Annotated in this window: 30 protein-coding genes; 25 read left to right on the forward strand and 5 right to left on the reverse strand. The window is 43.7% G+C overall.

Annotation, left to right across the window (positions count from 1 at the left end; genetic code table 11):
- The first annotated feature begins 7 nt into the window (after nucleotides 1–7).
- Genes ctaD through ctaG form a run of 4 tightly spaced genes read left to right on the forward strand, consistent with a single transcriptional unit; the run spans nucleotide 8 to nucleotide 3,755 of the window.
- On the forward strand, nucleotides 8–1,876 hold the full coding sequence (gene ctaD, locus MKX38_RS07960) for a cytochrome c oxidase subunit I (RefSeq protein ID WP_003232245.1): 1,869 nt from the start codon (nucleotides 8–10) through the stop codon (nucleotides 1,874–1,876).
- Nucleotides 1,876–2,499 carry a cytochrome c oxidase subunit III gene (gene ctaE, locus MKX38_RS07965; RefSeq protein WP_003232244.1) on the forward strand — a complete coding sequence of 208 codons (624 nt, stop codon included), beginning with the start codon at nucleotides 1,876–1,878 and terminating at the stop codon, nucleotides 2,497–2,499. The genes ctaD and ctaE overlap by 1 nt, the downstream gene beginning before the upstream one ends.
- Nucleotides 2,500–2,501: 2 nt before the next feature.
- Nucleotides 2,502–2,834, forward strand: coding sequence for a cytochrome c oxidase subunit IVB (gene ctaF, locus MKX38_RS07970; RefSeq protein ID WP_003232242.1), 333 nt, complete (start codon nucleotides 2,502–2,504; stop codon nucleotides 2,832–2,834).
- A 27-nt stretch (nucleotides 2,835–2,861) separates the two neighbouring features.
- Nucleotides 2,862–3,755 (forward strand): cytochrome c oxidase assembly factor CtaG, encoded by an 894-nt coding sequence (ctaG, locus tag MKX38_RS07975; protein ID WP_003244967.1) that lies wholly within the window; start codon nucleotides 2,862–2,864, stop codon nucleotides 3,753–3,755.
- A 31-nt stretch (nucleotides 3,756–3,786) separates the two neighbouring features.
- Here the strand turns inward: ctaG and MKX38_RS07980 are convergent, their stop codons facing one another.
- Nucleotides 3,787–4,149: a YugN family protein gene (locus tag MKX38_RS07980; protein WP_003232238.1), complete on the reverse strand. Its 363-nt coding sequence runs from the start codon at nucleotides 4,147–4,149 to the stop codon at nucleotides 3,787–3,789.
- A gap of 139 nt (nucleotides 4,150–4,288) precedes the next feature.
- Here MKX38_RS07980 and MKX38_RS07985 point away from each other — a divergent pair, with 139 nt between their 5' ends.
- The 8 genes from MKX38_RS07985 to coaD all read left to right on the forward strand — a co-directional run bounded on the left by MKX38_RS07985 (nucleotide 4,289) and on the right by coaD (nucleotide 9,003).
- Nucleotides 4,289–4,735 carry a CBS domain-containing protein gene (locus MKX38_RS07985; protein WP_003221362.1) on the forward strand — a complete coding sequence of 149 codons (447 nt, stop codon included), beginning with the start codon at nucleotides 4,289–4,291 and terminating at the stop codon, nucleotides 4,733–4,735.
- Nucleotides 4,736–4,818: 83 nt separating this feature from the next.
- On the forward strand, nucleotides 4,819–5,859 hold the full coding sequence (locus MKX38_RS07990; RefSeq protein ID WP_003245434.1) for a CAP domain-containing protein: 1,041 nt from the start codon (nucleotides 4,819–4,821) through the stop codon (nucleotides 5,857–5,859).
- 231 nt (nucleotides 5,860–6,090) lie between these two features.
- Nucleotides 6,091–6,489 (forward strand): YlbD family protein, encoded by a 399-nt coding sequence (locus MKX38_RS07995; protein ID WP_003232233.1) that lies wholly within the window; start codon nucleotides 6,091–6,093, stop codon nucleotides 6,487–6,489.
- A gap of 15 nt (nucleotides 6,490–6,504) precedes the next feature.
- Complete coding sequence (locus MKX38_RS08000; protein ID WP_003232231.1) at nucleotides 6,505–6,744, forward strand: YlbE-like family protein; 240 nt, start codon at nucleotides 6,505–6,507, stop codon at nucleotides 6,742–6,744.
- 115 nt (nucleotides 6,745–6,859) lie between these two features.
- Complete coding sequence (gene ricF / locus MKX38_RS08005) at nucleotides 6,860–7,309, forward strand: regulatory iron-sulfur-containing complex subunit RicF (protein ID WP_003221370.1); 450 nt, start codon at nucleotides 6,860–6,862, stop codon at nucleotides 7,307–7,309.
- Nucleotides 7,310–7,363: 54 nt separating this feature from the next.
- Nucleotides 7,364–7,636 carry a YlbG family protein gene (locus MKX38_RS08010; protein ID WP_015715839.1) on the forward strand — a complete coding sequence of 91 codons (273 nt, stop codon included), beginning with the start codon at nucleotides 7,364–7,366 and terminating at the stop codon, nucleotides 7,634–7,636.
- A 322-nt stretch (nucleotides 7,637–7,958) separates the two neighbouring features.
- Nucleotides 7,959–8,513, forward strand: coding sequence for a 16S rRNA (guanine(966)-N(2))-methyltransferase RsmD (rsmD, locus tag MKX38_RS08015; protein ID WP_015483196.1), 555 nt, complete (start codon nucleotides 7,959–7,961; stop codon nucleotides 8,511–8,513).
- 4 nt (nucleotides 8,514–8,517) lie between these two features.
- Nucleotides 8,518–9,003 carry a pantetheine-phosphate adenylyltransferase gene (gene coaD, locus MKX38_RS08020; protein WP_003245283.1) on the forward strand — a complete coding sequence of 162 codons (486 nt, stop codon included), beginning with the start codon at nucleotides 8,518–8,520 and terminating at the stop codon, nucleotides 9,001–9,003.
- A gap of 10 nt (nucleotides 9,004–9,013) precedes the next feature.
- On the opposite strand, the gene spoVV is transcribed toward coaD, so the two are convergent.
- Nucleotides 9,014–10,240, reverse strand: a complete 1,227-nt coding sequence (gene spoVV / locus MKX38_RS08025; protein ID WP_029726517.1) for a dipicolinic acid transporter SpoVV — start codon at nucleotides 10,238–10,240, stop codon at nucleotides 9,014–9,016.
- A gap of 180 nt (nucleotides 10,241–10,420) precedes the next feature.
- Here spoVV and MKX38_RS08030 point away from each other — a divergent pair, with 180 nt between their 5' ends.
- Nucleotides 10,421–11,203 carry a patatin family protein gene (locus MKX38_RS08030; protein WP_021479345.1) on the forward strand — a complete coding sequence of 261 codons (783 nt, stop codon included), beginning with the start codon at nucleotides 10,421–10,423 and terminating at the stop codon, nucleotides 11,201–11,203.
- 1 nt (nucleotide 11,204) lies between these two features.
- On the forward strand, nucleotides 11,205–12,230 hold the full coding sequence (gene ddcP / locus MKX38_RS08035; protein ID WP_003245451.1) for a protease DdcP: 1,026 nt from the start codon (nucleotides 11,205–11,207) through the stop codon (nucleotides 12,228–12,230).
- 16 nt (nucleotides 12,231–12,246) lie between these two features.
- On the opposite strand, the gene MKX38_RS08040 is transcribed toward ddcP, so the two are convergent.
- Nucleotides 12,247–13,494, reverse strand: coding sequence for a nucleotidyltransferase (locus MKX38_RS08040; protein WP_003244707.1), 1,248 nt, complete (start codon nucleotides 13,492–13,494; stop codon nucleotides 12,247–12,249).
- Nucleotides 13,491–13,676 carry a hypothetical protein gene (locus tag MKX38_RS08045; protein WP_003232215.1) on the reverse strand — a complete coding sequence of 62 codons (186 nt, stop codon included), beginning with the start codon at nucleotides 13,674–13,676 and terminating at the stop codon, nucleotides 13,491–13,493. The genes MKX38_RS08040 and MKX38_RS08045 overlap by 4 nt, the downstream gene beginning before the upstream one ends.
- 27 nt (nucleotides 13,677–13,703) lie before the next feature.
- Here MKX38_RS08045 and MKX38_RS08050 point away from each other — a divergent pair, with 27 nt between their 5' ends.
- The 3 genes from MKX38_RS08050 (at nucleotide 13,704) to gerR (ending at nucleotide 15,150) form a co-directional block, all read left to right on the forward strand.
- Nucleotides 13,704–14,222 (forward strand): DUF177 domain-containing protein, encoded by a 519-nt coding sequence (locus MKX38_RS08050; protein ID WP_014479718.1) that lies wholly within the window; start codon nucleotides 13,704–13,706, stop codon nucleotides 14,220–14,222.
- 21 nt (nucleotides 14,223–14,243) lie between these two features.
- A complete protein-coding gene (gene rpmF / locus MKX38_RS08055) occupies nucleotides 14,244–14,423 on the forward strand; it encodes a 50S ribosomal protein L32 (RefSeq protein WP_003154457.1) in 180 nt (59 codons plus the stop codon).
- Nucleotides 14,424–14,568: 145 nt separating this feature from the next.
- On the forward strand, nucleotides 14,569–15,150 hold the full coding sequence (gene gerR, locus MKX38_RS08060) for a sporulation specific transcriptional regulator GerR (protein ID WP_015383592.1): 582 nt from the start codon (nucleotides 14,569–14,571) through the stop codon (nucleotides 15,148–15,150).
- A 56-nt stretch (nucleotides 15,151–15,206) separates the two neighbouring features.
- Here gerR and MKX38_RS08065 read toward each other — a convergent pair whose 3' ends face one another.
- Nucleotides 15,207–15,689, reverse strand: a complete 483-nt coding sequence (locus MKX38_RS08065; protein ID WP_014476736.1) for an N-acetyltransferase — start codon at nucleotides 15,687–15,689, stop codon at nucleotides 15,207–15,209.
- Nucleotides 15,690–15,848: 159 nt separating this feature from the next.
- On the opposite strand from MKX38_RS08065, the gene MKX38_RS08070 reads away from it, so the two are divergent.
- The 8 genes from MKX38_RS08070 to MKX38_RS08105 all read left to right on the forward strand — a co-directional run bounded on the left by MKX38_RS08070 (nucleotide 15,849) and on the right by MKX38_RS08105 (nucleotide 26,254).
- Nucleotides 15,849–16,745 carry a 2-dehydropantoate 2-reductase gene (locus MKX38_RS08070; RefSeq protein ID WP_069703524.1) on the forward strand — a complete coding sequence of 299 codons (897 nt, stop codon included), beginning with the start codon at nucleotides 15,849–15,851 and terminating at the stop codon, nucleotides 16,743–16,745.
- 70 nt (nucleotides 16,746–16,815) lie between these two features.
- Nucleotides 16,816–18,435 (forward strand): bacillithiol biosynthesis cysteine-adding enzyme BshC, encoded by a 1,620-nt coding sequence (gene bshC, locus MKX38_RS08075; RefSeq protein ID WP_339189147.1) that lies wholly within the window; start codon nucleotides 16,816–16,818, stop codon nucleotides 18,433–18,435.
- Nucleotides 18,436–18,560: 125 nt separating this feature from the next.
- Nucleotides 18,561–18,992 carry a division/cell wall cluster transcriptional repressor MraZ gene (mraZ, locus tag MKX38_RS08080; protein WP_003221402.1) on the forward strand — a complete coding sequence of 144 codons (432 nt, stop codon included), beginning with the start codon at nucleotides 18,561–18,563 and terminating at the stop codon, nucleotides 18,990–18,992.
- A gap of 69 nt (nucleotides 18,993–19,061) precedes the next feature.
- On the forward strand, nucleotides 19,062–19,997 hold the full coding sequence (rsmH, locus tag MKX38_RS08085) for a 16S rRNA (cytosine(1402)-N(4))-methyltransferase RsmH (protein ID WP_014479723.1): 936 nt from the start codon (nucleotides 19,062–19,064) through the stop codon (nucleotides 19,995–19,997).
- Nucleotides 19,998–20,036: 39 nt separating this feature from the next.
- Nucleotides 20,037–20,390 (forward strand): cell division protein FtsL, encoded by a 354-nt coding sequence (gene ftsL / locus MKX38_RS08090; protein ID WP_003232200.1) that lies wholly within the window; start codon nucleotides 20,037–20,039, stop codon nucleotides 20,388–20,390.
- On the forward strand, nucleotides 20,387–22,537 hold the full coding sequence (pbpB, locus tag MKX38_RS08095; protein WP_339189149.1) for a penicillin-binding protein 2B: 2,151 nt from the start codon (nucleotides 20,387–20,389) through the stop codon (nucleotides 22,535–22,537). The genes ftsL and pbpB overlap by 4 nt, the downstream gene beginning before the upstream one ends.
- A 116-nt stretch (nucleotides 22,538–22,653) precedes the next feature.
- Nucleotides 22,654–24,594, forward strand: a complete 1,941-nt coding sequence (locus tag MKX38_RS08100; RefSeq protein WP_003245048.1) for a stage V sporulation protein D — start codon at nucleotides 22,654–22,656, stop codon at nucleotides 24,592–24,594.
- A 175-nt stretch (nucleotides 24,595–24,769) separates the two neighbouring features.
- Nucleotides 24,770–26,254 carry a UDP-N-acetylmuramoyl-L-alanyl-D-glutamate--2,6-diaminopimelate ligase gene (locus tag MKX38_RS08105; protein ID WP_003245326.1) on the forward strand — a complete coding sequence of 495 codons (1,485 nt, stop codon included), beginning with the start codon at nucleotides 24,770–24,772 and terminating at the stop codon, nucleotides 26,252–26,254.
- Nucleotides 26,255–26,261: the final 7 nt, after the last annotated feature.

Below are 26,261 nucleotides of genomic sequence, written 5' to 3' on the forward strand. Positions count from 1 at the left end.
GTCACATATGTTGAATGCGCTTACAGAAAAGCGGACGCGCGGATCTATGCTTTGGGATTATTTGACGACGGTGGACCATAAAAAAATCGCGATTCTTTATTTAGTGGCAGGGGGATTCTTCTTTCTTGTCGGGGGAATTGAAGCGATGTTTATCAGAATTCAGCTTGCAAAGCCGGAAAATGCGTTTCTCAGTGCTCAAGCGTACAATGAAGTAATGACTATGCACGGAACGACGATGATCTTTCTGGCTGCGATGCCGCTCTTATTTGCCTTGATGAATGCGGTTGTGCCTTTGCAGATCGGGGCTCGGGACGTTTCGTTTCCATTTTTAAACGCGCTTGGTTTTTGGCTCTTCTTTTTCGGGGGCATTTTCTTAAATCTAAGCTGGTTTTTGGGCGGAGCGCCAGATGCGGGCTGGACATCATATGCCTCACTTTCGCTTCATTCTAAAGGGCACGGCATAGACTTTTTCGTCCTCGGACTCCAAATATCGGGGCTCGGGACGCTGATAGCCGGGATTAACTTTTTGGCCACGATTATCAACATGAGGGCTCCGGGCATGACGTATATGAGGCTGCCTTTGTTTACATGGACGACATTTGTGGCCTCGGCATTGATTTTGTTCGCGTTTCCGCCGCTTACGGTTGGATTGGCTCTCATGATGCTGGATCGGCTGTTCGGAACCAATTTCTTTAATCCGGAGCTTGGCGGAAATACGGTCATTTGGGAACATTTATTTTGGATTTTTGGCCACCCGGAGGTTTATATCCTAATTTTGCCTGCATTCGGTATTTTTTCTGAGGTCATCCCTGTGTTCGCCAGAAAGCGTTTGTTTGGCTATTCTTCAATGGTTTTTGCAATCGTGCTCATCGGCTTTCTGGGCTTTATGGTTTGGGTGCACCACATGTTCACGACTGGTCTCGGCCCAATTGCAAATGCGATTTTTGCGGTTGCAACAATGGCTATCGCGATTCCGACCGGGATTAAGATTTTTAACTGGCTGTTGACGATTTGGGGAGGAAATGTGAAGTATACAACCGCTATGCTGTATGCTGTCTCATTTATTCCATCCTTTGTGCTCGGCGGTGTGACGGGAGTCATGCTGGCAGCTGCTGCGGCTGATTATCAGTTTCATGATACGTATTTTGTGGTTGCGCACTTCCACTACGTCATTATTGGTGGCGTTGTATTCGGCCTTTTAGCCGGTGTTCATTTCTGGTGGCCGAAAATGTTCGGTAAAATTCTGCATGAAACGATGGGGAAAATTTCATTTGTATTGTTTTTTATCGGCTTTCACCTCACGTTTTTCATTCAGCATTTTGTCGGCTTAATGGGGATGCCGCGCCGGGTTTATACGTTTTTGCCAGGACAGGGTCTGGAAACCGGCAACTTGATCAGTACAATCGGGGCGTTTTTTATGGCGGCAGCTGTTATTCTTCTGCTGGTCAATGTTATATGGACATCGGTAAAAGGTGAATATGTAGGTGCTGATCCATGGCATGACGGACGTACGCTGGAGTGGACCGTTTCTTCACCGCCGCCGGAGTATAACTTTAAACAGCTTCCTTTTGTCAGAGGACTTGATCCGCTTTGGATTGAGAAGCAGGCAGGGCACAAATCAATGACGCCGGCGGAACCGGTTGATGATATTCATATGCCAAACGGCTCAATCCTGCCGCTCATCATTTCTTTCGGCCTTTTTGTCGCAGCGTTCGGGCTGCTGTACAGAAGTGATTACGCTTGGGGTCTGCCGGTGATCTTTATCGGGCTCGGCATCACATTTATTACGATGCTGCTTCGTTCAGTAATTGATGATCACGGCTATCATATTCATAAAGAGGAACTGCCGAACGATGATAAAGGGGTGAAGGCATAATGCAAGTTCAAGAAAAATTCACCGCAGAAACCTTTCCAGCATCTCCCGAAAAAGTAACCCTGGAAGGGAAAAATAAATTTTTAGGCTTTTGGCTTTTTCTTGGCGGAGAGACTGTTCTGTTTGCGTCTCTCTTCGCCACGTTTCTTGCGCTCCGGAATTCAAATGCCGGTGATCCGCCTACGACGGAAATGTTCGATGTGACACTTGTATTCATTGCCACAATGCTTCTATTAACGAGCAGTTTAACGAGTGTGTACGCGATGTACCACATGAAGAACTTTTCCTTCGGCAAGATGCAGCTTTGGCTGGGAATTACGATTTTATTGGGGGCGGGCTTTTTAGGACTGGAAATCTATGAGTTCAAGCATTACACCCATGAATTTGGCTTTACCATCACAAGCTCTGCCCTTGGTTCTGCGTTTTACACGCTTGTCGGTACGCACGGCGCCCACGTGGCATTTGGGCTTATGTGGATCAGCACGCTTATGATCCGCAATGCCAAGAGAGGGCTGAATCTGTATACGGCGCCTAAGTTTTACGTTGCCAGCCTTTATTGGCACTTTATTGATGTCGTGTGGGTCTTCATCTTTACCGTTGTATATTTAATGGGGATGGTGGGATAAACATGGTCGATAAAAAAAGCAGAGGGCATATTAATAGCGACCTTGAATTTAAGAAAAAAAAGCATGCCCGGGAGATGAAATATCAAGTCCTGTCTTTTGGTTTAATGATCGGTCTTACGATTGTTGCATTTCTGACTGTGGCCACGGACGGTGTCGGCAGCTGGTTTACGATTCCTTTCATTATTTTGCTAGCTGCAATTCAAGTCATCTTTCAGCTGTATTATTTCATGCATATGAATCAGAAAGGGCATGAGGCGCCGGCACTGTTTTTGTATTCAGGGGTGTTTGTCGCGTTTATCACTGTGCTTGCGTTTGTGACAATTATATGGTGGTAATTTGAAACAGCCGCCGGAGGTGAAGAAATGAATCAGTTGGAGATATTCGGGTTTCGCGCGATGTGGAGCCCTTATCTTTTTTGTATCCTGTTAGGCATTACGGCGCTTTATCTCTATTTTTATAGGCGAATGTCTTCAAAGCCAAATCGAATAACTGGTAAAGAGATGGTGTGCTTTCTGTCGGCGATGCTGTTTTTATATGCAGCCGAGGGAAGCCCGGTTGATCTGCTCGGACATATTATGTTCAGCGCACATATGGTGCAGATGGCCGTCCTGTATTTGGTTGTCCCGCCGCTGTTAATCGCGGGGATTCCTGCATGGCTCTGGGAAAAAATCATTTTCAGGCCTTCAATCAAACCGGTTTTTTCCTTTTTTACGACGCCTTTAATTGCTTTGCTTTTGTTTAACGGCATTTTTTCTTTATATCATGTACCGCTTATATTTGATACTGTCAAAACAGATCCGTTTTACCATACATTAATCACTTGGCTTATCTTTGTGCTTGCGTTCTTCATGTGGTGGCCGCTTGTTCATAAGGTTGAGCGTCTACGGCAGCTCAGCGGCTTGATGAAGCTGGGTTATATTATGGCGGACGGTATGCTGCTCACACCTGCTTGCGCCTTGATCATGTTCAGCGGTGCACCGTTATACGCCACCTATACAGATCCGGCTTTATGGGCTGAGGCAATGAGGCTTTGCGTGCCAGCGGATATGATGGGGCAGGTCCCATTAACAGGGCCAGAGATGTTGAATACACTGCCTTTGTTAGAGGATCAGCAGCTCGGAGCAGTCATGATGAAAATCATTCAGGAAATTGTGTACGGTACTTTTTTGGCCGTTATTTTTTTCCAATGGGTGAAGAAAGAAAGGGAAAAGGACGGGCAGGAGGAGCCGCCGTATATTCAGCAGACGATATCATAAAAGGTACAGCGAAATATGCTGTACCTTTTCGTTACATTTGAACTGTTTTTAACATGTTGGCTATGTCCTGAATCAGTGCCTTGCTTTTTGTCACAACCTGTACGGGAAACTCTTCCGTTTCTCCATATTCTACTCCATGAGGGTAGTAATGCTTTCCTAGGAGAGGGGACATTAATTGAATCACGGCGCGCCCGCTTCCGACATCGCCTTCTGCCGCAATACCTTGTATCCGCAGGTAAAACGTACCCTCAATCGTCGAAAACTTCTTGTCATAGGTGACTCTCTCGTAATCCCATTGACCCGCTCTAATGAGACCTTTGCTTTCCATTAAGTCGTCTAGCCAGCTGAGCTCAGCCTTAACCCCTTCAAGTCCGCTTTCAGTAAACTTCAACACTGACCCCTCCTTATAAAAATTACCTTTCCTGACAATCATAGTATGAAAGCGTTAAACTTTCAATGAATCTTCTTCTTTTGAAAGTATGTAAAAATTAAATTTTGACGACAATAGCACTAGACTAAAGGAGGTTAAACGGATGACAAAAATAAAAGATCTGATGACAGCCGACTTGCAATATTGCACGGTATTAGATAATGTATATGAAGCTGCAGTAAAGATGAAGGACGCAAATGTAGGAGCGATTCCGGTAGTTGATGAGGACGGGGAAACATTGGTCGGCATCGTAACCGACCGCGATCTCGTATTAAGAGGAATCGCCATCAAAAAACCGAACTCGCAAAAAATCACTGACGCGATGACCGAAAAACCTGTCAGTGTGGAGGAAGATGCTTCAGTCGATGAGGTTCTTCATTTGATGGCATCGCATCAGCTCAGAAGGATACCAGTTACAAAAAATAAAAAATTGACTGGAATTGTCACGCTTGGTGATCTTTCTTTATCTGAGCAAACGAATGAACGTGCCGGCAGCGCCTTATCGGATATTTCCGAAGGTGATAATAGAGAAGAAGGCTTTTTTCATTAACACATAAATCTTTGACATGTTAAATAGGCTGTATTGTAATGGGATGTAAGCAAAAGATTGTGAATCGCCACGGGGGTGATAGATTGAAAAATATATTGAGAGCAATGGTTATCCTTTTGATTATCTGCGGAACTTACGTTCTGTTTATTCAATATGGATCTGTTCCTGAAAAGAAATCAAATGACAGCGAGCCTCAGGTGTCGAATGAGGAAGCGCAAAGCGGCAAACGAATACATATGCCGACTTCAGGGTTATTGTCCTTCATGGGCAAGCACGCCGATGAAGTAACGAAAAAGCTTGGGGAACCTGAACGTATTGACCCTTCGGCTTATGATTACGATTGGTGGGTATACAATCAAGGTAAGGATCAATATATCCAAATCGGGGTATTAAACAATAAAGTGGTCACATTATTTGCGTCGGGTAATGATATTAACGCCAAGCCTTTCAAAATTGGAGAATCAACTGGCGAAGTATTCAAGACCACCCAGGTGGCACCATTTGTGAATGTAGAGTATAAAGGAAATTCCTATCGGTTTGAATTTTCTGAAGAAGATATCAATACAAGACCGACTGTAAAGGTAGGAAAGATGTATGTCCAGCTGTATATGGACAAATTTGAGGGGAAGCTATCCAGCATCAGGGCGTTTGATGCGCAGACCTTTGTAAAGCAAAGACCTTATGAGGTAGTGTACCGCGGGGAATTAATTAAACCGAAAGCCGTTTCAGATGAGAAATGGAAAAAGATCCAAACAACGAGCGAAAAGCAAATCCTTGATTTGACGAATGTCATACGCGTTAAACATGGACTTGCGAAGCTTGAGTGGGATCAGCCAACGGCGGAAGTGGCATTTGGGCATAGTGAGGATATGAAGGAAAATAATTATTTCTCCCATGTCTCTAAAAAATACGGCTCGCTGAAAGACCGCTTAGAAGAAGGGCATGTTGACTTTCAGCAAGCGGGAGAAAATATCGCATACAATTATGTGGACGGTCCGGCTGCCGTAGAAGGCTGGCTGAATAGCGAAGGCCATCGAAAAGCGCTTCTGAATTCAGATTATACGCATCTTGGTGTCGGAGTAGACCGGAAATATTACACCCAAAATTTTATTAAGCGATGGTAATGAAAGCCGCGGACGAATGGTTCCCGGCTTTTTCTATTACCATACAAGCTGGTCTGAATGAATGTGCTGATAGCTTACAGATAAGGCCGTTTCCCATCCCTTCAGTCAGGCTTTTTCACCAGTGTATAGGGCTATCGCTAAAAATTCATTTGGGAATGAATATAGGCGAACACAATGCCCGACAAAACGATACATTGTAGTAGGTAACGATTTTCGGAGGGGGTGAGGATTGTGGCGAATCAACATGCCAATCATTCAATCAATGACTTTAAACAATTCGTCAAAAAGCATCCCAAGCTGATAAAAGAAGTGCGCAAAGAACAAAGAAGCTGGCAGGACGTATATGAAAATTGGGTCCTCTTCGGGGAGAGCGACCCGATTTGGGATCCATATCGGGAACCGGAAGAAGCTTCTGAAGCTGTGCCTGAAACACCGCAAAAAAATGATTTTGTCTCGAAAATGGTGACAGCGGTGAAAAAGATGGATGTCAATCAAATGAACGAACAAATCAATAAAATGAGCCAGTCGATCTCATCGTTGCAAAGCCTTCTTAATACATTTTCCGGAAGCGGACAGAAGCATTCTCAGCCAGGCTCTGGACAGCATCCTTTTTCTTTTCGAAAGGATTAAAAAAGGGGAGCTCATATGCGCAAAGAGGTTCAGGAATATATTTTAGCAAACGAAGAACGGAAACGATTCATCAGAGAACAGCCGATATGGTACCGCAGGCTTTCAAGAAAACCGGATGATCTGTCCTCCTTTCAGCTTGAAATGATGAATTTTTATGAAAAAACCATTCCGCATCGGGTGAATCAGTTTACGAACGGGATTCAAATGGCGCAAATGATGATGCAAATGTTTCAAGCGATGCGGACAAAAGATTAAAAGGCCCCGAAAAAGGGTCTTTTTTCATGCGGACATAAGGTTTTGTATACGGCTGCGGTTAAGCATTTTCCAATTGGCTGGTTTCATGGTAAACTAACAACTGGAGGTGCATGTTATGTATGCGACGATGGAATCCGTGCGGCTTCAAAGTGAAGCTCAGCAGCTTGCCGAGATGATTCTGCAGTCGGAGACGGCTGAGAACTACCGCAATTGTTACAAGCGTCTCCAGGAAGATGAAGAGGCAGGTCGGATTATTCGTTCTTTTATCAAAATAAAAGAGCAGTATGAGGATGTACAGCGTTTTGGCAAATATCATCCTGACTATAGAGAAATATCCCGGAAAATGAGGGAGATCAAACGTGAGCTGGACCTGAACGATAAGGTGGCTGACTTCAAGAGAGCTGAAAATGAGCTCCAGTCCATTCTTGATGAGGTCAGCGTTGAGATTGGGACAGCTGTTTCGGAGCATGTGAAAGTTCCGACTGGGAACCCTTATTTTGACGGTTTGTCTTCATGCGGAGGCGGTTGCGGTTCAGGCGGAAGCTGCGGATGTAAAGTGTCCTGACGAGACTGGCCGTCTCGTCTTTTACATATAAGAGAAAACAGGCAGGTGATTGTATTGGAGAATAGGCGCCAGGGCATGGTTGTGTATCTGCACTCCCTAAAGCAGAGCAAAATGCTGAGGAAGTTCGGGAATGTGCACTATGTATCAAAACGATTAAAATATGTCGTACTGTACTGTGATATGAACCAAATTGAAAAAACAATGGACAAGATTGCGTCTTACTCATTTGTGAAAAAAGTGGAGCCTTCTTATAAACCGTTTTTAAAATTGGAATTCGAGTCAAAGCTTGATAAGGCAAAAGAATACGATTATAAAATCGGCATATAGCTATAAAAAAATCCCCGCAGGCATCTGCGGGGTCCTTCTATTCCTTAATATGTTAAGGAGAAGGCAAAGGGAGAGGAGAAACCGGAGGAAGAACTTATGGGGAAACGTAAGTCTTCTCCGCGGTTGGCAACAACATCCTCTAGATGCTGTTGCTTATAGTATGGACAAGGATCATGCTGCCTATACACCTGTTTATCAAGATTAGCGTTCATTGTTTGGAAGAATGCTTTATGTTAAGATAGGATTGATTTTTTTCTATGTACATAGCGGCGTCCGGCCGAATAAAGAAACAAAATAGCTTTTAGAAAAAGTGGTGTGGAACATGAGAGTAATTTCTGGATCAAAAAAAGGCCGTTCACTAAAGGCTGTACCCGGAACATCAACAAGACCGACAACCGACAAAGTGAAGGAATCCATTTTCAATATGATCGGCCCTTATTTTGACGGGGGCAGGGGACTTGACTTATTCGCAGGGAGCGGAGGTCTTGGAATCGAAGCGCTTTCACGCGGGTTTGAGCATTGTATATTCGTTGACCGTGATTTTAAAGCGATTCAAACAGTAAAATCTAATTTGAAAACGCTGGAGCTTACAAAACATGCACAGGTATACCGCAATGATGCGGAACGTGCTTTGCACGCTGCTGCTAAAAGAGAAACCGGCTTTCGCGGAATTTTTCTCGATCCGCCGTATAAGGAACAAAAGCTGAAAGCACTTTTAACGCTGATTGACGAATATCAAATGCTGGAAGAAGACGGCTTTATCGTCGCTGAGCATGACAGAGAGGTCGAGCTTCCCGAAACCGTAGGAGATCTTGTGATGACAAGAAAAGAAACCTATGGGTTAACAGGTGTGGCGATTTATAAAAAGAGGGGGTAGTGAGGTGGCGAGTATAGCTGTCTGTCCCGGCAGTTTTGATCCGGTGACCTACGGGCATCTGGACATCATCAAACGCGGGGCGCATATTTTTGAACAAGTGTATGTATGTGTGCTGAATAATTCTTCAAAAAAGCCTTTGTTCAGTGTGGAAGAACGGTGTGAGCTTCTGAGAGAAGTGACAAAAGACATTCCGAACATAACAGTTGAAACATCGCAAGGCCTGTTAATTGATTATGCAAAAAGAAAAAATGCGAAAGCGATTTTAAGAGGCTTGAGAGCTGTATCTGATTTTGAATACGAGATGCAGGGGACGTCAGTAAACCGTGTGCTTGATGAATCCATCGAGACATTTTTTATGATGACAAACAATCAATATTCGTTTCTAAGTTCAAGCATCGTAAAAGAAGTGGCGAGATACAACGGCTCGGTATCAGAGTTTGTACCGCCGGAAGTAGAGCTGGCGCTTCAGCAAAAATTCAGACAAGGATGAGGGTTTTGACTCATCCTTTTTTTGTTCCGTTTGTCAGTCTGTAAGAAAAAATGATAATGTACGTAAACAGCGCGCATAGTGTGACAGCAGGTCCGATCTGCACAAGCAGATTCCAGCCATTTATAAAGGCAGTTGGCATGTCACTGCTGTTAAGAGATTTAAATACATACTGATATGGATCATGCCATGCCGTGTAAAGAGGTTTCCATAAAAGCATGACGAAGACAGCGGCATAAACGCCCTGCAGCAAACGTGCGATAAAGAATGGTTTAAATCTAATGTCGGTTTCCGATAAAATACCTGCCACCTGAGCTTGTACGGAAAAGCCGCTAAACCCAAGAATAAAGCTGACGATAATGGCTTTTTGCAGAAGAGAAACATCTGTCTCGCTGACAAGCTTGCTGCCTAATGTAATTTCAAACATCCCTGATAAAAGCGGAATGTCCAATTGAGTCGGAAGCTGAAACAAAGTCAGTGCTCCTTTTGTGAAAACAGACAAAACATCAGTCAGCTGGACCACTGACAACAGCCGATTGAAGACAGAAAATAAAATAATAAAGCCGCCTACCATAAGAAGCGTTTGAACAGAAGACGTCACGGCGTCGCCTAAAATTTTACCTAAGGGCCGTTTTTCTGCAAGTCTGGCGGTATGAAGAGCGTGTAAAGCATCTTTGACTGAAGGGAAAGGTATCGTTTTCTTTCTTCTGAGATGCTGCTCTTCCTTGCGGCCATAGGAGCGCATTGTTAAACCGACGGCAAGATTCCCCAAATAGTGTGCAGAAGCTAATAAAATGCCTAGTGATGCGTTTTGAAAGAAACCGACGGCAACAGCGCCGAAAATAAAGAGCGGGTTTGAAGAATTGGTAAACGACGCGAGCCGTTCTGCCTCTACTCTTGAAATCTGATTTTCCTGCCGCAGACGGGCAGTGAGTTTTGCGCCCGCTGGGTTTCCTGATGCCATTCCCATAGCAAGAACGAAGCCGCCGACACCCGGCACGCGAAAGATCGGCCGCATAAAAGGCTCAAGCAAAACACCGACAAACCGCACAATGCCAAAGCCGATTAAGAGTTCGGACAGAATAAAAAATGGCAGCAATGACGGAAACACAACCTCCCACCACATAGACAGCCCGGTTTTAGAGGCTTCGAATGAGGCCTGTGGATGTGAGATGACAGTCGCTGTTAAAAAAATAAAAAATGAGGCAATCAAAAGTGTATTAATCTTCGACAAGTTCATTCTTACCTCCCCGATGCTAAAAATGCCCAATGACATGTATATCATGATAAAATAATGTATGATGTAAAACGGCCAAGCAGTACCTGTCCTCTTGATTCTTTGTACTAATATACGAGCATAGGGGTTCAGTTTAGACCATAGAATTCGGTATACAGGGAATTCAGGCAGGAGGTTAACGCTTTGGCCAAACCTAAAATCGGGTTAGCGTTAGGATCGGGAGGGGCCAGAGGGCTTGCTCATCTCGGTGTGCTTTCCAGTTTACATAAGCACCAAATTGAAGTGGATATGATTGCAGGAAGCAGCATGGGCGCTTTGGTGGGCAGTTTTTATGCCGCCGGACATGACGTGGCAACGATGAAAAAAGTAGCCAAAGCCTTTAAACGAAGGCTTTATGCTGATTATACGGTGCCGAAGCTCGGTTTTTTAAAAGGTGACCGCGTCAGACAGCTTGTGCATGCTTATACATTCGGAAAACCGATTGAAGAGCTCCAAATCCCGCTGGGCATTGTTGCGTGTGATTTACAGACGGGAGAAAAGGTTGTGTTCCGAAAAGGATCAGTGTCAGATGCAGTGAGGGCCAGCATCAGTATCCCGGGTATCTTTATTCCGCAGCGGCTGGATGGACGCCTTCTTGTAGACGGCGCGGTCGTCGATCGAATTCCGGTTTCTGTTGTGAAAGACATGGGAGCTGATATTATCATCGCTTCGGATGTTTCCAGGGTTCGAAAAACTGAAACAGCAGTGCATATTTTTGATGTGATTATGCAAAGTATGGATATACTGCAAAATGAATTAGTGCGGCATCAAACAATTGCCGCAGATATCATGATTCGCCCTTCCCTTGAAACATACAGCTCAAGCTCGTTTGCCAATATTGAAGAAATGATATCGGCAGGCGAAGAGGCGACAAACCGAATGATCAGCAAGATAAGAAAAGAAATAGAGAATTGGGAGGGCTCATAATTTGCTACGTAAAAAACATTTTAGCTGGATGCTCGTCATCCTCATACTGATCGCCGTTTTATCATTTATAAAACTTCCATACTATATTACAAAACCGGGAGAAGCGACAGAGCTTGCTTCATTGATAAAAGTGGAGGGAGGCTACCCGGAAAAAGGAAGTCTGTCCTTAATGACTGTTAAAGTGGGACCGGCTAATCCATTTACATATGTGTGGGCAAAGATGCACCCTTATTATGAAATTGTTCCTGATGAGAGCATTAAGGAGGAAGGCGAATCAGATAAGGAGTATATGAAAAGACAGCTCCAAATGATGAAAAGCTCGCAAGAAAATGCGGTTATAGCCGCCTATCAAAAGGCAGGAAAAAAAGTCAGCTATTCCTTTAACGGCATATACGCAAGCTCAGTTGTAGAAAACATGCCGGCAAAAGGGAAAATAGAAGTCGGTGATAAAATCATCAGCGCAGACGGCAAAAACTATCAGTCTGCTGAAAAGCTGATTGATTATATCAGCAGCAAAAAAGCGGGAGATAAAGTCACGTTAAAGATCGAAAGAGAAGAAAAAGAAAAGCGTGTCACCCTTACGTTAAAACAATTTCCTGATGAGCCGGATCGGGCAGGAATCGGAGTTTCGCTTTATACAGACAGAAACGTGAAGGTAGAGCCTGATATTGATTTTGAAATCGAAAATATTGGCGGCCCGTCAGCAGGGTTAATGATGTCCCTTGAAATCTATAATCAGCTGACAAAACCAGACGAAACAAAAGGCTACGATATTGCGGGAACAGGTACGATTGATGTTGACGGAAAAGTAGGCCCGATCGGCGGCATTGATCAAAAAGTCGTCGCCGCAGACAAAGCCGGAAAAGACATTTTCTTCGCGCCAAATCAAAACGGCGCCAGCAATTCCGATTATAAGAACGCAGTAAAAACAGCAAAAGATATTGATTCAAATATGAAGATTGTGCCTGTTGATACCATGCAGGATGCGATTGATTATTTGAATAAGCTGAAAGCGAAAAGCACCTGATTCTCAGGTGCTTTTTCTATACATTTAAAAAGTGTTGTTCATCTTCGTCATATCGAATCGGTGCATGTCCGTATTCCTGTAGGTCAAACTCAGTTCTCAGCGGCTCTTCTATCGGCAGGCTGTAAATCCTGCTTGCTTTTACGTCCAGATCGAGAGCTGGATGGGAGAAAGAGGACAGTTTGCTGACAAGCGGAACAGACAGTGCTTTTTTCTTTTCGGATAAATAAGCCTGTCCTTTTTTCGTCATGCCGAGAAGCCTGATATACGGCGCCTTATCGTTGTCAAGCAGCTTTTGCATATCCTGTTTTTTTGTTCTGGTTAAAATGTGTGTATTCATCCGCTGGAGCCTTGTCCACGTATAGCGTTTTGTTTTCAGCAGTTCCATAAATTCCTGATAGGAGCTGGATTTTCTGATCGAACGAATAATTCTGTGCTCTAAACCTTCCTCCACCTCGTATACTTGCTGTAATTCCCGTGCCGTTACAGTTGAAAGGCTGTATTTTAAGTAAGAAAAGTAGCTTTCAGGTGTATGCCACAATCCGAAAGATTTGCGGTAAGCTGCTAATTCACGTGCAGATGCAGCAGGGAGAAAACGAAGGCAGGCTTCGAGATTCTGGCCAATCATCGCTTTTCTAATGCTTGTGGCACTTGCTATATGGTTTTCGCCTTCAGGGAGATCGGCATCATGATAGTCCGAAGAGATTCGTGCCGTAGTATAAGGTTTCATAGGATATCCCCCGGTTAGAATCGAGGTCACATACTGGTATCCCAAAATGTTATTTGGTTTTGACAAGTCAAGTGCACTTTCAGTATGCAAAATGGAGCTGAAGGCGATAGCCGCCGCTGCTGGGTAACTGGCCCCCTTTTTAAGTTCTTCTTTAATTCGGTCATTCAATATATGTTTATGCTCATCAATAAGCTGTGCTGTTTCTAAAAAAGGCTTGATATCCCCATTTTCACTCCCGAAAAACAGCGCCTCACATTCAAGTTCGTTCAGGATGGAAACACTGCCGCGTGCAAAAATGTCTGCTTTTTGCACGGCATAAAGATAAGGCAGCTCAATGACAAGATCAACTCCGCTTTGCAGCGCCATTTTTGTTCGGGCCCATTTTGATACAACAGCGGGTTCCCCGCGCTGTAAAAAATGTCCGCTCATGACCGCGACAGCCGTGTCACATCCGGTTTGCAGCTTTGCTGTTTGGGCATGATAAAGGTGACCGTTATGAAAGGGATTATATTCAACCACCAATCCGACAGCTTTCATATTTTTTCCGCCTTTCTTGCTATGTTTAAAAACGTATGGTACATTTGCAAATGAAAACTCTTACGCCTTATTTTTGTTTTAAGTGTATGCATAGCATATTCCGCTGTCAACGATACTTCAATGGCAGCATTATGCTGTAAAGAAAAAATATTGACAAAAACAATCTTAAAAGCTATAATCATGTTTGTTGCTTTCCTGAGGTGATACAAATGAAATGGACGATTTATCAGCTGCATCAAATGCCAAAACAAAGTTTTGAGTTTGATGAAACAGTTGAGTTAAATGAGCTGACAAAGCTGAATTCTGACATTCGCCGCATTTCTCCCGTCCGGGTGAAGGGCAGAGCGGATATCAAATCCAAACAGGTTTCGTTTGATTTTACAATTTCAGGCGAAATGATTTTGCCATGCTCAAGAACACTCGTTGATGTCCCGTATCCATTTGAAATTTCAACAAAAGAACTGTTTATATTTCATCACACGGATGATATAGAAGATGATGACGTTCATATTGTTGAGGACGATACTATCGACTTAACTCCGATCGTGAAAGAAGAAATTCTTTTAGAAATCCCTATGCAAATCTTTTGTGAATCTGAACAAGAAAAAGGAGCTGCTCCTCAAGAAGGAAAGGATTGGCAAGTCATTTCGGAAGAAGACAAGAAGAATCAAGTTGATCCGAGACTTGCAGCCCTCGAAAAGCTCTTAAAACAAGATGATGAATCTTAACTCTTTAAGGAGGTGGGAATAATGGCTGTACCTTTTAGAAGAACTTCTAAAATGAAGAAAAGATTGCGCCGTACACATTTCAAACTTAATGTACCTGGTATGACAGAATGTCCGTCATGCGGAGAGATGAAGTTGTCTCACCGTGTATGCAAAGCATGCGGATCATACAACGGCAAAGACATAAATGTAAAAAGTAACTAATAAGAAAAGCGCGGGGTGAAAGCCCTGCGCTTTTTCTTTTTCTCTTCCTGTCAGCTTGCGGAAAATTTGTGAGTGCAAATAGTCTATCTAATCTATTACCGGCATATGTATGAGATAAATAAGCTGACATGGAGGGAGATTGAATTTGACCATTACAAGACAAGATGCTTGGACTCAGGATGAGGATTTGCTGCTGGCAGAAGTGGTGCTTCGTCATATTCGAGAGGGAGGAACACAGCTTTCAGCCTTTGAGGAGGTTGGAAGGGCGCTGACCAGAACCGCGGCAGCCTGTGGTTTCAGGTGGAACTCGTATGTGAGAAAACAATACCAGTCAGGTATAGAGCTTGCAAAAAAGCAAAGGAAAGAACTGAGAAAGCAAATCGGCGTTCATTCGGTCAATATGCCGAATTCCATGAAGCAGACTGCCTCGGCATCGTCGGAAGGAAAACGAGATTTGTCCATTCAGGATGTCATCCAATTTCTCGAACAATTCAAAGAAGCACCGTCTGCACAAGAATTTCAGCTTGAAAGGGAAAAATTGAAGGAGCAAATCCAATCGCTGCAAAAAGAGCTTGAGGATTTGCGGAGTGAAAATCAGACATTGCGGAATCAGCTAGAGATGACAGAAGAGGATTACAAGGCACTGATCGATATCATGGATCGGGCCAGAAAAATGGTTGTTTCGAAGGAAGACGGAAGAATGAAAAAAGCGGCTCAAGAAACATAAAGAAACGCCTGAAATGAACCGGCCCTATAGTAAGAATAGGCCGGTTGTTTTGATTTCTATGCAGACTCTCCTGGTGTCATTTCGTGATCCATATCAGGATGCCAGATGAGCGGGTTTTCCCCTTTGTCCCTCGCCATATCATACTTAACAGTTTTAAAGTTCATTTTGTTCCAAAATTCCGCTGATTTCATTCTCGGATTTGTCCGGATGGGCATTTTGAATGATTTTGCAAATTCAACCAAGGCTCTCCCGTATCCCCTGTTCTGGTAGCCCGGAAGAACCTCAAGCTTCCACAGCTCCAAATAATCCTGGCGGTTGTCAAAATAGGGATTCGATTTGCCGTTAACTTGATACAGACTCATTCGTGCTACAAGTTTATCGCCAAAATAAATCCCGTAAAAAGGCGAGGTGCTGTCATTTTCAATAATATTATCCTGAAGTTCTTCAAGCATTGAAAGCTCCTGAATGCCGTATTCTTTGAATTTCTTGAATTCTTCCAGCGTTTTATAGTTGATAAGCAGACGTTCTACCTTTGTCAAACAAATCTCCCCCTTTGTTGTTTCTACATATATTGTAAACGCTTTATTTAAAAAATCCAAATATTTAAACTTTAATTTTAAGCACATGGGATCTTTGAGAAGTAATTTCTTCTTACTTCTGCTATGATAATACGTAAATGCTAAATTGGGTGTGACATCATGAAAATTGGAATTATCGGCGGAGGCTCCGTCGGTCTTTTATGCGCCTATTATTTGTCACTTTATCACGACGTGACTGTTGTGACGAGGCGGCAAGAACAGGCTGCGGCCATTCAGTCTGAAGGAATCCGGCTTTATAAAGGCGGGGAGGAATTCAGGGCTGATTGCAGTGCGGACACGAGTATCAATTCGGACTTTGACCTGCTTGTCGTGACAGTGAAGCAGCATCAGCTTCAATCTGTTTTTTCGTCGCTTGAACGAATCGGGAAGACGAATATATTATTTTTGCAAAACGGCATGGGGCATATCCACGACCTAAAAGACTGGCACGTTGGCCATTCCATTTATGTTGGAATCGTTGAGCACGGAGCTGTAAGAAAATCGGATACAGCTGTTGATCATACAGGCCTAGGTGCGATAAAATGGAGCGCGTTCGACGATGCTGAACCAGACCGGCTGAACATCATGTTTCAGCATAACCATTCGGATTTTCCGATTTATTATGAGACGGATTGGTACCGTCTGCTGACGGGCAAGCTGATTGTAAATGCGTGTATTAATCCTTTAACTGCGTTATTGCAGGTGAAAAATGGAGAACTGCTGACAACGCCAGCTTATCTGGCTTTTATGAAGCTGGTATTTCAGGAGGCATGCCGCATTTTAAAACTTGAAAACGAAGAAAAGGCTTGGGAGCGGGTTCAGGCCGTTTGTGGGCAAACGAAAGAGAATCGTTCATCCATGTTGGTTGACGTCATTGGAGGCCGGCAGACGGAAGCTGACGCCATTATCGGATACTTATTGAAGGAAGCAAGTCTTCAAGGTCTTGATGCCGTCCACCTAGAGTTTTTATATGGCAGCATCAAAGCATTGGAGCGAAATACAAACAAAGTCTTTTGAGCTTTTTCGGTAACATGCTATACTCATTTCGGATCACTAACTATTTATTGGAGAAAGGAAGTTCTAGAAGATGCAGCTAACTGAACTTTCCATCAAAAATCAGAATGTGTTTGTACAGCACTATATAGATGGCAAAGAAGAAATGTCTTCTTTTTTTGATTACAGTATTCATCATAAGGACATGTGGCGAGAAAGACTGGAAGACTTATCTTCCCGGTTTTTCGCAAGAGAGGAATTGGCGGCGTACTTAACCTCTTACCATAATAAATTCGGTTCAAGTGCGATGCAGTCTGCTATTGAGAAGCTGAAGGACCCGTCAAGTGCCGCTGTAGTCGGCGGACAGCAGGCAGGACTTTTAACAGGACCGCTTTACACCATACATAAAATCATTTCAATCATTGTTTTAGCAAAGCAACAAGAAAAGGAACTGCAAGTGCCTGTCATACCAATCTTCTGGGTGGCTGGAGAAGACCACGATTTGGATGAGATTAATTTTGTTCACACATCTGAAGAGAATGGGCCTGTGAAAAAAAAGCTGCCTCAGTCGTATTGGAAGAAATCATCAGCAGCGAGTACATCGCTTGATCAGGAAAAGTGTGCCGCGTGGATAGATGATGTTTTTGCCGCTTTTGAAGAAACAGACCATACGAATACACTTCTCGACAATGTGAAACGATGTTTAAGGGAATCTGTTACGTTTACTGACTTCTTTGAGCTGCTGATCGCGGATTTGTTCCAAGAAGAGGGCTTAGTTTTATTAAATTCTGGAGATCCGGGGATTAAAAAGCTGGAAACGGCCATGTTCCAAAAGATTCTTCGAGAAAATGATGAACTCGCCCGCGCTGTATCAGATCAGCAGGCCTTCATGCGTCAAGCAGGCTACAAACCGATTATCGAGTCCGGAAAAGAGCAGGCGAATCTGTTTTATGAATACGAAGAAGAGCGTTTTTTAATTGAAAAAGACAACGGCCGATTTGTCATCAAAGAGCTTGATCTAGGATGGACGAGGGATGAACTTCATACACATATGGAAGAACATCCAGAGCGTTTCAGCAACAATGTTGTAACGAGACCGTTAATGCAGGAATTTCTCATTCCGACTTTAGCATTTATTGCAGGGCCTGGGGAAATCAATTATTGGGGCGAGCTCAAACAGGCATTTGCGGTGATGGGCTTCAAAATGCCTCCTGTCATGCCAAGGCTGAACATTACGATACTTGAGCGGCATATTGAGAAAAAACTGGTTGAACGGAATATCTCATTACAAGACGCGATTGAGCGCGGAACGGAGAATCAAAGAGAGACATACTTCGAGCGCCAGATTCCGGAAGAGTTTACGGCGGTGATGGATCAGGCGAAAAGCCAAATTGAAGCGATTCACAAAACGGTCCGGCAGGAGGCGTTAAAGGCTGATCAAAGCTTGGAACCTTTACTCCTGAAAAATGCCGCTTTTATACAGGATCAGCTTCAATTCTTAGAGCGCACGGTGATGAAGCGAATTGAAGAAAAAGAAGGCTACGTCTTGAAGGATTATGAAAGAATTCAAAATAGCATTAAGCCGCTTCTTGCGCCGCAAGAACGGATTTGGAATATCATGTATTATTTGAACAGGTACGGTCCAAAATTCTTCACGACATTCAAGAATCTGCCATTTTCTTTTCAAAATCAACATCAAGTTGTCAAACTTTGAAATAAAGTTTTAAAGAACCCTGACTAGTTCAGGGTTTTTTTTTATGGGTAAACAGTGTAAAATGAAGTTGTGGAGCGAAGTGGTGAATAGTGGTGAGTTAAGGAGAGAAAGTGGGGCAAGAGATCATGTTTATGGGTGAATATCAGCATACCATCGATGCGAAAGGCCGCATGATCGTACCCGCTAAATTCAGAGAAGGCCTAGGTGAGCAATTTGTGCTGACTAGAGGACTTGACCAATGTCTCTTCGGCTACCCTATGCACGAATGGAAACAAATTGAAGAAAAACTAAAAGCTCTTCCTCTCACAAAGAAAGATGCCCGCGCGTTTACCCGTTTCTTCTTTTCAGGGGCGACTGAATGCGAACTGGACAAGCAAGGCAGGGTAAATATCGCATCATCTCTATTGAATTACGCCAAACTGGAAAAAGAATGTGTTGTTATCGGGGTTTCTAATCGAATTGAATTGTGGAGTAAAGTAATTTGGGAACAATACACAGAAGAGCAAGAAGATTCATTTGCTGAAATTGCTGAAAACATGATTGGGTTTGATATATAATGATTCTTCGTGTATAACACTCTAAAAACAATTTCAATTCATCCTGATAAAAGGTGGGACCAACACAATATGTTTCAACACAAGACAGTACTTCTTCGTGAAACCGTAGACGGACTTAATATTAAACCAGACGGTACATATGTAGACTGCACACTCGGCGGAGCTGGGCATAGTACATACTTATTGCAGCAGTTATCCGAGAAGGGGCGTTTAATCGCTTTTGACCAAGATGATACGGCATTACAGCATGCTAAAGAAGTGTTGTCCGATTATAAAGGACAGCTCATTCTGATTAAAAGCAATTTCAGGTATTTAAAAGAATGTTTGAATGAACAAGGCATTACAGAAGTAGACGGCATTTTATTTGATTTAGGGGTGTCCTCTCCGCAGCTGGATACACCGGAGCGCGGATTCAGTTACCATCATGACGCACCGTTGGACATGAGGATGGACCAGTCGGCTACGCTTTCGGCGAAAGAAGTCGTTAATGAGTGGCGCTATGAGGATCTCGTCCGTATTTTCTTTAAATACGGAGAAGAGAAGTTCAGTAAACAGATCGCCAGAAAAATTGAGGAGGCAAGAATGAAGTCTCCTATTCAAACTACGGGCCAACTGGTCGATCTAATAAAAGACGCGATTCCCGCTCCAGCGAGAAGGAGCGGCGGACATCCCGCTAAACGCGTGTTTCAGGCAATCAGAATTGCCGTAAACGATGAACTTAGGGTGTTTGAAGAAGCTTTGGAGCAGGCAATTGAGGTTCTGAAGCCAGGGGGCAGGGTATCGGTCATTACCTTCCACTCGCTAGAAGACAGAATTTGCAAAACCACTTTTAAAGAAAAGTCGTCGCTTCCGGAACTTCCTCCGGGGCTTCCTGTTATACCGGAAGAGTTTGAACCGGAGCTGAAGCTCATCACACGAAAACCGATTACGGCATCTCAAGAAGAGCTTGAAGAGAACAACCGGGCTCGTTCTGCCAAGCTTCGGATTGCTGAAAAAAGAAAATAACGAAACGCGAACGCAAAATTAAAAGGAGGTCATCAGCCTATGAGCAATTTAGCTTACCAACCAGAGAAACAGCAGCGGCATGCGATCAGTCCTGAGAAAAAAGTGATTGTCAAGAAAAGGGCTTCCATTACTCTCGGAGAAAAAGTGCTTCTTGTCCTCTTTGCTGCGGCGGTGCTCAGCGTATCGCTTTTGATCGTATCGAAGGCGTATGCAGCATATCAAACCAATATTGAGGTGCAAAAGCTTGAGGAGCAAATTTCATCCGAAAATAAGCAAATTGGTGACCTCGAAAAAAGCGTTGCTGATTTAAGCAAACCGCAGCGCATTATGGACATTGCGAAAAAGAACGGCTTGAATTTAAAAGATAAAAAAGTGAAAAACATACAGGAATGATTCAAATGCCAAAAAAGAATAAATTTATGAATAGAGGAGCAGCGATTCTAAGTATTTGTTTCGCTCTCTTTTTCTTTGTCATCCTGGGGAGAATGGCATATATTCAAATAACCGGAAAAGCGAATGGCGAAGTGCTTGCGACAAAAGCGACAGAGCAGCATGAAAAGAAACGGACCATCGAAGCGAGCCGCGGCTCGATTTTAGACCGAAAAGGAAAAGTCATTGCAGAGGACACAGCGACGTATAAACTGATTGCGATTCTCGATAAAAAAATGACCACTGATGTCAAGCATCCTCAGCATGTTGTAAACAAAGAAAAAACGGCAGAAGCATTGTCTAAAGTGATAAACTTGGACAAGGCCGACATCCTTGATATCTTAAATAAAAATGCAAAACAAGTCGAGTTTGGATCAGCTGGCCGGGATATTACGTATTCACAAAAGCAAAAAATCGAAAAGCTGAAACTCCCGGGCATTTCATTTTTGCGGGATACAAAACGCTACTATCCAAATGGTATTTTCGCATCCAATTTAATCGGCTATGCCGAGGTTGATCAAGACACAAATGAAATTTCCGGCGCGATGGGATTAGAAAAAGTGCTGGATAAGTATTTGAAGGAGCGCGACGGATATGTGACATATGAAAGCGACAAATCCGGCTGGGAGCTCCCGAACAGCAAAAATAAAATTACAGCGCCAAAAAATGGTGACAATGTATATTTAACCATTGACCAGAAAATTCAAACCTTTTTGGAAGACAGCATGACAAAAGTAGCGCAAAAGTATAATCCGAAAAAAATCATGGCCGCAGTTGTCGATCCGAAAACAGGCAAAGTCCTTGCCATGGGACAGCGACCAAGCTTTGATCCGAACAAGCGGGATGTGACAAACTACTATAATGATTTGATTTCATATGCGTATGAACCCGGATCAACGATGAAGATATTTACACTCGCTGCTGCGATGCAGGAAAACGTGTTTAATGCGAACGAAAAATATAAATCAGGTACGTTTGAAGTTGGCGGGGAACCTGTCAGGGACCATAATAGAGGTATAGGCTGGGGGCCGACAACCTATCATGACGGCGTCCTTAGATCGTCAAATGTTGCATTTGCGAAACTGGCGAAAGAAAAGCTGGGATATGACCGTCTTAATCAATATTTACACAAATTCAATTTTTATCAAAAAACAGGTATTGATTTGCCAGGAGAAGTCTCTAGCAAAATCAACTTTAAATATGAATTTGATAAGGCGTCAACCGCATACGGACAAGCGTCTGCAGTCACACCAATTCAGCAGCTTCAGGCCGCAACGGCAATTGCGAATGACGGCAAAATGATGAAACCTTATGTGATTGACCATATCGTTGATCCCGATAAAGATAAAACCATCTATCAAAATAAGCCAGAATCAGCCGGAACCCCAATTTCTGCAAGCACAGCGAAAAAGGTGCGGGATATATTGGGAGAAGTTGTTACGTCGAAAATCGGAACAGGGCAAGCCTATAAAATCGAAGGATTTGATGTTGCCGGGAAAACAGGTACTGCGCAAATAGCCGGTAAAGGCGGATATCTAGACGGAACAGATGACTATATCTTTTCGTTTATGGGTATGGCACCAAAAGATGATCCTGAGCTTTTAATTTATGTTGCTGTACAGCAGCCGCAACTCAAAGCAGGACAAAGCAGTTCAGATCCGGTATCAGAAATCTTCAACCCGACAATGAAAAACAGCCTGCACTACCTGAACATTGAACCAACTGAAAAATCTGACTCAGATAAGGAAGAAACAAAAGCGCAGACAATGCCTGATTTAACAGATCAAACGGTAGCTGCTGCTCAAAAGAAAGCAAAAGAGGAGAATCTCACACCAATTGTCATCGGCAGTGATGTCGCTGTAAAAGAACAGTATCCGAAAGCGGATGAGGAAGTTCTCACCAATCAAAAGGTCTTCCTGAAAACGGGCGGCAAAATCAAAATGCCTGATATGACAGGGTGGTCGAGAAGAGAGGTTCTTCAATACGGCGAGCTCGCGGGAATTCATATTGAAGTAAACGGGCAAGGCTACGCTGTCAGCCAAAGTGTTAAGAAAGACAAAGAAATCAAAGACAAAACCGTAATCAAGGTTAAGTTTAAAAATCCTGATTAAAAAGAAAGCTTGCGTTATGCAGGCTTTCTTTTTTTATGCCTTCAGAGGAGCATCGTTCTACCTGTCCAATTTCAGGCATAAAATGAAACAAGCCTAAATAAGGAGTGAACGGTCTCTTGCGCGTCTCGAATGTAACGGTTAGAAAACGTTTATTATTTGTTTTGCTTTTTGGAGTGATCGTGTTTCTGATCATTGATACAAGGCTGGGGTATGTTCAGTTTGTGATGGGCGAAAAACTGACTTCGCTGGCGAAAGATTCCTGGAGCCGTAACTTGCCGTTTGAGCCGGAGAGAGGCGAGATTCTGGATCGGAACGGTGTGAAGCTCGCAACAAATAAAAGTGCGCCGACCGTATTCGTCGTGCCGCGCCAAGTTCAGAATCCGATGAAAACGAGCAAGCAGCTTGCGGCGGTGCTCAATATGTCAGAAGAAAAAGTATATAAACATGTGACAAAAAAAGCGTCAATCGAAAAGATCACTCCTGAAGGGAGAAAAATTTCAAATGAGAAGGCGAAAGAAATCAAAGCGCTTGATTTAAAAGGTGTGTATGTTGCGGAGGACAGTATCCGTCATTACCCGTTCGGCAGCTTTTTATCTCATGTGCTTGGATTTGCAGGAATTGACAACCAAGGACTCCTTGGACTTGAAGCCTATTACGACGATGATTTAAAAGGGGAAAAAGGTTCTGTTAAGTTTTATACAGATGCCAAGGGGAAGAAGATGCCTGATGAAGCGGATGACTATACGCCGCCTAAGGATGGGCTTGATATGAAGCTGACGGTTGATTCAAAGGTCCAGACGATAATGGAAAGAGAGCTTGATAACGCTGAGGCTAAATATCATCCGGACGGCATGATTGCCGTAGCCATGAATCCGAAAAACGGAGAAATTTTGGGGATGTCTAGCAGGCCTGACTTCGACCCTGCTGATTACCAATCTGTTGATCCGTCCGTCTACAATCGAAATCTGCCAGTATGGAGCACGTATGAACCGGGATCTACCTTTAAAATTATTACACTTGCAGCAGCCCTTGAAGAGCAAAAAGTAAATTTGAAACGGGATCAATTTTATGATAAAGGGCATGCTGAAGTGGACGGAGCGAGACTGCGGTGCTGGAAAAGAGGCGGGCACGGGCTGCAGACGTATCTGGAAGTTGTGCAGAACTCCTGCAACCCGGGGTTTGTTGAATTAGGCGAGCGCTTAGGAAAGGAAAAGCTTTTCAAATATATCAAAGACTTTGGTTTTGGACAAAAAACGGGGATTGATCTCCAAGGCGAGGGAACAGGCATCTTATTCCCGCTTGAGAGAGTGGGCCCGGTGGAGCAAGCAACTACGGCTTTCGGACAGGGAGTATCCGTCACGCCGATTCAGCAGGTTGCAGCAGTATCCGCCGCTGTAAACGGAGGAACGCTCTACACACCTTATATTGCAAAGGAATGGATCGATCCTGTTACGAAGAAAACGGTCAAAAAACAATCACCAATCGCAAAGAAACAAGTCATTTCTGAGGAAACATCCAAACAAATCCGCTATGCTCTAGAAAGCGTCGTCGCAGAAGGAACCGGCCGCAATGCATTTGTAGAAGGATATCGTGTCGGAGGAAAAACGGGAACTGCACAAAAGGTTAAAGATGGAAAATATCTTGAAAACAACCATATTGTATCATTTATCGGTTTCGCGCCAGCTGATGATCCGAGTCTAGTCGTCTACGTTGCGGTGGATAACCCGAAAGGCACGATTCAGTTTGGCGGAACGGTGGCAGCGCCTATTGTCGGAAATATTATGAGAGACAGTCTGCCGGAACTTGGTGTGAAGCCCCGGAAAAATCAAATCGAGAAAAAATACCAATGGAACGACACAAAAACAATAGAAGTTCCGAATGTTGTAGGGATGTCTGTCTCAGATCTTGAGTCACTATTGGTGAATCTCAATGTGGATGCTTCCGGGAAAGGGAGCAAAATCGTTAAACAATCGCCAGCTGCCGGAACGAAAGTAAAAGAAGGCTCAAAGATACGCGTGTATTTGACTGAAGAAGATGAAAAGGAGGCAGCCGATTGATTCGGGCTGCCTATTCTTTTATTGCAGAAAAAATGCTGATATCTTTCAAGATTAGCTGGATGTATCCTTTTATTTACGCTAAAATATGAACTGTATGCTTAAAATCATTACCACATCATTTGATGTGACTTCAATGATAAAAAGAACGAATTAGAATGTTGAGAGGTTTGATACGATGAAACTTACAAAGCTGCTTACATACTTAACAACCGAACCTTCTGTAAACGACTCACAAGACCCTGAAATAACTTCAATTGAGATGGACTCCAGGGAAGTAAAGAAAGGGAGTCTTTTTGTATGTGTAAAAGGGTATACGGTGGATGGCCACGATTTTGCGCAAAAAGCAGTAGAAAACGGTGCAGCGGCTATTGTGGCAGAAAGAGAGGTCGATGTGAATGTTCCTGTTATTATTGTCCGGCAGTCACTTCGCGCGCTCAGCGTTTTGTCTGATGCGTTTTACGGACAGCCGACGAAGAAGCTTCAGCTGATTGGGATAACAGGGACAAACGGCAAAACATCAACGACCCACATGGTCGATGAGATTCTGAAAAAAGCGGGAAAACGCACAGGCTTGATCGGTACAATGTACATGAAAATCGGAGACGAAACACTTCCTGTTAAAAACACGACTCCGGAAAGCGTCACGCTGCAGAAAACGTTTAAGAAAATGAATGACAAGCATGTTGACACTGCAATCATGGAGGTTTCTTCCCACGCTTTGTCTTTAGGACGCGTCCATGGCTGTGATTATGATATTGCCGTGTTTACGAATTTAACACAGGACCATCTGGACTATCATAAAACGATGGATGAGTACCGGCATGCAAAAAGCTTGCTCTTTTCCCAACTTGGCGGGGCTTTCAACCATGAACATCCAAAGCGTGCCGTCCTGAATGCTGACGATGAGGCGAGCGCTTATTTTGAAAAGGTAACAGCTGCGCATATCTCTACATACGGAATTAAAAACGATGCTGATGTGATGGCGAAGAACATCAGTATCACTGCACAGGGCACAAGCTTTGATCTCGTGACAAACAAAGGCACGAAGCACATCACGATGTCTCTCGTCGGACAATTTAATGTGTATAACGTGCTGGCCGCTGTTGCGACATGTATTGCAGCAGGCATACCGTTTGAAATCATCACTGAGGCTGTTGAAGAATTGCATGGTGTAAGAGGCCGTTTTGAATTGGTCAATCAGCAGCAGGAGTTTCCTGTCATTGTAGACTACGCGCACACACCGGACAGCCTTGAAAATGTGCTGGAGACATGCAGAGACATGACGGAAGGAAAGCTATTTGTCGTTGTCGGCTGCGGAGGAGACAGAGATAAGACGAAGCGCCCGAAAATGGCTAAAATTGCTGTGGAGCTGGCTGACGAGCCGATTTTCACGTCAGATAACCCGAGAAGCGAAGATCCTCGCGCGATTTTAAGAGATATGGAAGCCGGAGTAGAGAACGCATACTATCACAGTATTGCAAACCGCGAGCAGGCGATCTTTTTCGCAATTGCCAATGCCAAAAAAGGCGACGTTGTCCTCATTGCTGGAAAAGGACATGAAACCTATCAGCAGATCGGAAATGAAACTTTCGATTTTGATGATGCTGAAGTAGCGGCGAGAGCCATTGTTGAACTCAATAAGAATAAGACGAATTCATAGGAAAGAG

The sequence above is a fragment of the Bacillus sp. FSL M8-0025 genome, assembly GCF_037975475.1.
Taxonomy (GTDB): domain Bacteria; phylum Bacillota; class Bacilli; order Bacillales; family Bacillaceae; genus Bacillus; species Bacillus subtilis.